A 7,775-nucleotide genomic window follows, 5' to 3' on the forward strand; every position below is an offset into this window, starting at 1 on the left:
GGGAGAAACGCCCTGCGTCAGGACCTGCGCAGGGCACCCGCACCAGAAAGGGCGCGGCAGACGGTCTGCTGAAGCCCGCTTTCCGCATCTCCTCTGTGTGCCCGTATCCCCTTTTTACGGAGATTTCCTGATGTTCCAGCGAGTGTTCTTCACGGCCTTTCTGCTGGTAGCCTTTGCATTCTCTCCCGTGGGCGCCCGGGCTTCGGCCTTCTCCTTTGCAGACGTCCAGGCCAAAGCGCAGGATCTGGCCAACACAGCCTATACTACCCCCACGCCCGTCCCTGAATTCCTTACTAAACTGACCTATCCCGAATGGAGCAGCATCCGCTGCCTTCCGGAAAAGGCGATCTGGGCCGGAGAAGAGCTTCCGTTCACGGTGCAGTTCTTCCATCCAGGCCTTTACTACGACCGCACCGTGCGCATCCACCTTGTGGACGGCGAGACCATCGAGGATGTTGCCTTCGATCCGGCACTGTTCCAGTACGGCAGCGAAGAGCTGGCCAAACAGGCGGCAGATAACCTTCCGGCTTTGGGCTTCGCCGGATTCCGCCTGCACTTTCCGCTGAACCGGCCGGACTATCAGGACGAAGCGGCCATCTTCCTCGGAGCCTCGTACTTCCGGGCCCTGCCCGTCGGAAGCCGCTACGGTATCTATTCCCGCGGACTGGCCCTTGATACCGCCACGTCTCAGGGCGAAGAATTTCCCTACTTCACGGAATTCTGGATCGTGAAGCCCGCCCCAGACGCCACGGAAATCACGGTGTACGCGCTCATGGACAGCCCCAGCATGGCCGGGGCGTACCGCTTTATCATCACGCCCGGCTCGCCGACGGTCACGCAGGTGAAAAACGCGCTCTTCATCCGTCAGGGCGCAAAGAACTTCCGGAAAATCGGCCTCGCGCCCCTGACCAGCATGTTCTTTTACGGGGAAGAGAAGAACGGCCGACCCGACGACTTCCGGCCCGAAGTCCACAACTCCGATGGACTTCTCTTTACCGATGGCAGCAAAAACTGGTATTGGAGTCCACTCGCCAACCCGCGCCGCCTGGGGGTACAGATCTTCCCGCTCAATAATCCGCGGGGCTTCGGACTGCTCCAGCGCGACACCAGCTTTGACAGCTATCAGGATCTCGACGCCCGCTACGACCTGCGCCCCTCCCTGTGGGCGGAACCTGAGGGCGACTGGGGTCCTGGCTCGCTGGAGCTTGTGGAAATCCCCACGGAAGACGCCTACCATGACAACATCGTGGCGTTCTGGCGGCCGGACAAGCCCCGTGATAAAAACGCGTCCGACAAGCCCGAAGACGAACTGCGCTACCCCGACACCTTGATGTACATCTGGAAGCTGTTCTGGATGCCGCCTTCCTCCTCGCTCCACGAAAAGGGTCAGGCCACGTCCACGCGTATTTCCCGCAGCGGGGACACTCTGACCTTCCATGTGGACTTCGCCGGAGGCGAACTCTCCAACCTGCCTGAAGATACGGGCATCTCCAGCATTGTGGAGACTCCCGAACCCATCCCGCTGCTGGAGAAGCGCCTTGTCCGCAATCCGGTCACCAGGGGCTGGCGTCTGGAATTCAAGGTGCGTCTGCCCAAGGAGGAAGGCGTTCTCGAAAGCCTCATGGCCGCGCGCAAAGGTCCCGTGACCCTGCGCTTCCGCGCCCAGCTCAAGCAGGGCGAAAATTTGCCCGATCCGCTTACCGAGACCTGGATCTACGACTGGCAACTTCAGCCCCAGTAACTCCCGCATCGAAGCGGGGCCGTCTGCCTGAGGCCGCCGGAAACAACTTTTCAAAGGCACAACTATGAAGCCGTCCTGTCAGGACATGGACCTTCGGGTTCGCGACCGCATACTTCTGTACGCCCGCGGTCTCTCACTCTCACCTAAGGAAAGCGTGGCGCTGGCGCTGGAAAGTCTGGAACGCTGCACCTCAGAGCGCCCCACCTATACCGAGGCGATCGGAGCACTGCACGCCATTCTGAAAGAGCGCGGACTGGAACTCATCGCCGCAGACGACGCCCCGAAGCTCGCTTCGGCCCCGCTCATGAAGCGCAGTTCCATGCTCGTGGAAGAGCTTGACCGCACGCCCTGGCTGAGTATTTTCCGCAAGACGTTCAGCCGGCTCTTCCACATTCTGCGCAATACGGGAAGCAAGGCTCCGGATTCCTGGAAGCATAACACCGACCGCCAGAACCAGCAGCTTGGCTGGGAGCACGTTGCGGGACGCCGCCGCTCCCTGCTCATGACGCTCATCCTCCTCCCGTCGATTTTCGGGGCGTACATCATGTACGGCATCCTTCCGGCGCAGGGCATCGAGGTGATCAAGATCATCATCGCTGTGCTCTTCGCCATCCTTTTTGGCTGGATTTCCATCGGCTTCTGGATGTGCGTGGCCGGGATCTGGGTACTCACGCGCAAGGTGGATCGCTTCCTGCCCACGCTGGACTGCGACTCCACGCCCATCCCGCCTGAAACGCGCACGGCCATACTCTTCCCCGTGTATAACGAAGATACTCGAAAATACATGGCCGGCGTCGCCGCCACCTGGCATTCCCTGGTGGAGACCGGCGAGAGCGGCAAGTTCGACATCTTCATCCTGAGCGACTCCACCAGCCCCGAAGCCTGGATCGCGGAGGAAGAGTCCTGGGATCGCTTCTGCCGCGAGGAAAACGCCTACGATCATGTCTTCTACCGCCGCCGCCGCAACAACACCAAGCGCAAAAGCGGCAACGTGGCCGACTTCTGCCGCCGCTGGGGGGCCAAATACGCCTACATGATCGTCTTCGATGCCGACAGCGTCATGAGCGGCACCACAATGGTGCGCATGGTCAAGGCGATGGAGAAGCACCCTGAAATGGGTATGCTCCAGACGCCGCCGCTGGCCGTGAACATGCACAGTCTCATCGCCCGCGTCCAGCAGTTCGCCAACCATCTCTACGGTCCCATCTTCGGGACGGGCTTCCACTTCTGGCTGCTCGGCGATGCCCAGTACTGGGGACACAACGCCATCATCCGCGTCGCTCCCTTCATCAGGCATTGCCAGCTTCCTACCTTGCCCGGGCGTGGGCCTTTGGGCGGAGATATTCTAAGCCACGACTTCGTGGAGTCCGCCCTCATGCGCCGCGCCGGTTACGGCGTGTGGCTTGCCTATGACCTTGGCGGCTCCTGGGAGGAAAGTCCGCCGTCCCTCATTGACGAACTCATCCGCGACCGCCGCTGGTGTCAGGGCAATCTTCAGCACAGCCGTCTCATCTTCTCCGGCGGTCTGTTCTCTCCCCACAGGGCGCTGTTCATCAACGGCATCATGTCCTACGCCTCGGCACTGCTCTGGCTGGCATTCCTCGTGTTCAGCTCCATCCAGGCCGTCACCGAGGCTTTCATTCCGCCGTCGTATTTCCCCAGCGCGCCTACGCTGTTCCCTGTGTGGCCCACCTGGTATCCCCAATGGGCGCTGCTCCTGCTCGGCAGTACCTGCGTCATGCTTTTCCTGCCTAAAATTTTTGCCATCGTGCTTCTGGCGGCCAAGGGCGGAGCATCGCGCTTCGGCGGGCTGGGCAAGGTCTGCTTCAGCGTACTCGGCGAAGTGCTCATTTCCACCATGCTGGCCCCCATCCGCATGATCTTCCACAGCCTCTTCGTCGTCAGCACTCTGCTCGGCTGGAAGGTCTCGTGGAACACGCAGAACCGCAGCGATCAGGGCACGTCCTGGGGCGACGCCATCCGTTTCCACTGGTGGGGCACACTGCTCGGCCTTCTCTGGGGCGGCTTCATGTGGCTCATCAATCCGGGCTTCTTCTGGTGGTTCTCTCCCATTGTCTTCGGTCTGGTCTTCTCCATCCCGCTGTCTGTGTTCACCAGCCGCACAAGCTGGGGCCTGGCCGCCCGCCGCATGGGACTGTTCATCACTCCCTCGGAACTCCATGAAGCGCCGGAACAGGCCGACATGCACGCCGTACTTGCCCGCCCCGAGCCGTATTCTCCTTTCACCATCGAGGCTTCACGGGGCTTCACCCGCGCTGTGGTCATCCCCAGCGTCCACGCTCTGCACATCGCCCTCGTCCGCCGCCGCAAGTGGGTGCGTCCCATCGGCGAGGAACGGGAGAAAGCGCGCCGCAGCCTTTTGGAACAGGCCTTGCTCAAGGGGCCTTTCCGACTCTCGCGGCAGGAGAAGTCTGCCATACTCATGGATCCCCGCCTGCTCAACGAACTGCACCATAAGGTGTGGGCGTTGGATCCCGACCGCGGCAAAGACTGGGGCGTCGAGCAGAGCTGACGCCGTCCACGCAGCGCAGCGGAAGCCGTCCGGCGAACCGGGCGGCCTCTGTTCGTTAACCTTGCAAGCTTGTGGACTTGCTTGAGTGGTATAAATATTCCTGTTATTTTTCAGCCCAGAAGGCTACACGAATATCTGTAAAAGGGAGGACAACATGTCCACATGTATTTACTGCGGTTCAACAGGTTATGGCACGTGTTCCAGAAGCCCGAACAAGGTTCATGAACATCTTGAGGACGATACACGTTGCGTATATTGCGGTTCAACAAGCTATGGCGCGTGTTCCAGAAGTCCTTTCAAGGTTCACAAGCATGGCCATGGAAATGGAAAATGTATCTGGTGCGGGAGCAAGGCGTTAGGCAGTTGCTCCAGAAGCCCCTTCAGAGTTCATGAGCGCTGAGTCCGATCTGAGTTACGCCAAAGGAGACTGAATCATGCCCGATACGTAATGTGAACGACTGCAAGGCTTTTTGATGAATGGAATGATAGGCATGAAGTCTTGAGGTATTCCACATCAACAAAAATTGATGAAAGAATGCTGACATGTCTGCTTACGTCAGCTGGTTTAAAATTATAAAAGTAATTATTTTGTGCTCCACGTATCGACAAAATATGGCAGTAGATTATCTTCTATAGATTTTGGAAGAATTTCTTCATAAGATACACCCAAAAAAGTTGTTGCCCTTGTAGCTCCAACATAAAGATAGTTCCACAATAAATCTGGATATATTTTTTCTAATTTATCAACAGCAACAAAGAAAGCAGCTTCAAATTCAAGTCCTTTTATATGTTTTATATCAAAAACACGGACAGCCTTTTCATTTCCTTTAGTTTGTCCTTCAAGGCAGGCCTGTACTTTTATGGTTGTTTTTAAATTTAACATTTTCTGCAAATTTTCAGCAACAGGCTTAACATATTCTTCTTCAGGCACGAGGATGGCAATAGAAGGTATTGTTTTGAGAAGGTTTTCTATTTCTGTTATTCTTTCTGCAACCCATTGAGTAAGGTCTTTTCCTGCAAGATGTTTTCCAAGTACCGGACTAACACCTTCCATCATAGTTATAGGTTTATTAGGAATACCAGAAGCTGTTTCATAATTCATCATTTTTAAAATTGATGAAGAAAAGTTATACAAATTTTCACTCTGACGATAGGGTACAGTTATTTCTCGTAATTCTATACTTGGTTTAGGAAGAAATTCTTTCAGTTCATCGACGTTATTGGCACCTATTGAGGTAAGGCGTTGATTAAAGTCACCACAAGCAAAGAAAGAATTAATTTGAGGGTGCGCCAACAACTTCATAGATGCCAACTGAAGTGGCGAAAAATCTGGAGCCTCATCAACAAGTACTTGATCAACATACTTACCTTTTATTGTTTTGAGAATAGAAAACCAAGAGTCTTCTGTATTATCATAAATATCACGAGAGATTAATAATTCATGAGAAATTTTGAGATTTATTAATATTAGAATGTCAAATTCAGTTGTATTAATCTTTTTTCTAAGCGTAGAATCTTTATTATACCATTTATCATCTTGTTGTCTCTGCATTCTGAAATTTTTATATCGTTTATTAATAGATCTAAAAAATTTATTAATAGGCTTATATACTGTTGATATTATTTTAGCATCTTCAACTAGAGTACATAATTTAACAAGCGTAGCTTCATCAGGTATTCTGGTTTCTAGCCATTTTAATATAGTTGTATTTTTATTAAAAGCAGATTTTTTTGAGCTTGTATTCTTGTTTTGAGATAAATATAAAATCGCCTGTCGATAGTTTAAAATGGCTTTTTTTACGTCTGTTTTTGAAGCAACTTCTTCATCATTAAAAATGTCTCCATCAGTATCCTCATCGTCATCCTGGGTTATTGACTTGAGAAATATGGACAATTCTTTCAAAAATTCCCTATTTATATTTAATTGCTTATTTAATTCTTGGTTTATAATATTATCTGTTTTATCTTTAATTTGCTTATAGTAAGATTCTATTTCGTCTTTATATTTTTTTATTTCTTTAAAAAAAGAAATTATATCTTTATTCTTTTCAAGATGTTTTTTCGAAAGAGTAAAAACCGCATCAAGTATTTTATTGTTTTTTAATTCTTCGGTCATAGACCTTTTTCCCAGACCATTAATAATTTCTTTGGCGTAATCTTCGAGTGTCCAGTCATAAAAATCTTTATAAATGTCTATTAAATGCTTATTTTTGTATTTAAGTGTACACGCATCTGTGTCATGTATAAATCCAGATTTATATTGTTGTGTATAAAGTATTTTAAATACTTCCCTTCCAAGATATAAACTATAGTCTTCCCAGGTTGAGATATTGGCATCTGGTGCTGCTATATGCTGTCTATTAAATGCCTCTTGTAAATAACTTTTTAGCAAATTTGTAGGCGTAAACATAAGCCAGCTATCTTCATAAGGTATGTCATTTTCATATCTTTCAACAAGGTTTCGCTCTTCTTCGCTCAGGCCTTGTTCTCTATCCAATTTTTGGCCTAGTCGTTGAATTAAAGTTGTTGTTTTTCCAGAGCCTGCTGGTCCTATGAGCAACAGAGAACGTTGAAGAGGCAACCGAAAAATTTCGTCCTGCCAGTAATCAAGGATAGGTTGATCTCGCAAAGAAAAGGTTTCGACAATATCTTTCCTAATTTTATTATTAATATTTTCTTCTTGCTCATCCGCTTCTAAAATTTCTGCTAAAATATCTTTGTTATTTTTTTTCTTAGAAAGTAATGCGCGAAGTGAATCAATACATAGTAAATCTTTTATACTTTTATATATTGTTTTTGCAGAATCCCACTGCTTATCTTTCAGAATTGGCTCAAAAGTTGTATTTTCAATTTTTTTAATGTCTATATCGTCATATTTAGACATTTGTGTTTCCTCGCCTAAATTATACTCTCCTCCCACTTCCAAAGCTCCCAATCTTCCCATAGGGGCCCTATAGCTTAGAACATTCTTTACATTACTTGGAGGAGTATTTCTACAAATATAAAATATTTCTGTTTTACCATCATCAATATTTTCAATTGCAACTCGTGCAACTGCGGGTTCTCTTTCAAGATGCTTATATTCTGCTTTTACTGTTTCTGATACTGACGTCAATGCCCTATATCCATAAGCTCTATCACCAGGTGAAGCAAAAACACCTTGGCTAAAATCGCTGGTATAGCTCATTAATTTTTTTTGAGCAGCTGAGGATATTTCCTCAAATTTATCCAATGATTCCTTAGCCAGTGCTGCAAGTTTGTTTTGATCTGCCATCAAAATTCTCCACTTTACAAAACAATTCTTGAATGTTTGCATATTTATTCAACAGCAAAAGCAATACTGAATAAATATGGAGTAACATGAAGGCCATAACTTCATTATGATTAACAAAAAATTTATCTTTTTGTCAACTACGCCTCCTCATAGAGAGTATCACTTTAATAATGATAAAAGTTCTTCGATCTTGCCGTTAACGCGAAATCGCTGAAACAACGCCAGAG

At 49.3% G+C, this 7,775-nt stretch carries 3 protein-coding genes; 2 read left to right on the forward strand and 1 reads right to left on the reverse strand.

Annotated features, from left to right (window positions below):
- Nucleotides 1–130 precede the first annotated feature (130 nt).
- Nucleotides 131–1,741, forward strand: coding sequence for a glucan biosynthesis protein G (locus Q0Z94_RS05640; RefSeq protein ID WP_298068047.1), 1,611 nt, complete (start codon nt 131–133; stop codon nt 1,739–1,741).
- 64 nt (nt 1,742–1,805) lie between these two features.
- On the forward strand, nt 1,806–4,274 hold the full coding sequence (gene mdoH / locus Q0Z94_RS05645) for a glucans biosynthesis glucosyltransferase MdoH (protein ID WP_298068048.1): 2,469 nt from the start codon (nt 1,806–1,808) through the stop codon (nt 4,272–4,274).
- A gap of 583 nt (nt 4,275–4,857) precedes the next feature.
- Here the strand turns inward: mdoH and Q0Z94_RS05650 are convergent.
- Entirely contained in the window at nt 4,858–7,548 is a 2,691-nt protein-coding gene (locus Q0Z94_RS05650; protein WP_298068049.1) for a UvrD-helicase domain-containing protein, read from the reverse strand.
- Nucleotides 7,549–7,775: the final 227 nt, after the last annotated feature.

It is taken from the genome of uncultured Mailhella sp., assembly GCF_947631555.1.
Taxonomy (GTDB): domain Bacteria; phylum Desulfobacterota; class Desulfovibrionia; order Desulfovibrionales; family Desulfovibrionaceae; genus Mailhella.

Excerpts from the sequence above, each read along its gene's own strand:
- Q0Z94_RS05640 (WP_298068047.1), top strand. The coding sequence starts at position 131 with ATGTTCCAGCGAGTGTTCTTCACGGCCTTTCTGCTGGTAGCCTTTGCA.
- mdoH (WP_298068048.1), top strand. The coding sequence starts at position 1,806 with ATGAAGCCGTCCTGTCAGGACATGGACCTTCGGGTTCGCGACCGCATA.
- Q0Z94_RS05650 (WP_298068049.1), bottom strand. The coding sequence starts at position 7,548 with ATGGCAGATCAAAACAAACTTGCAGCACTGGCTAAGGAATCATTGGAT.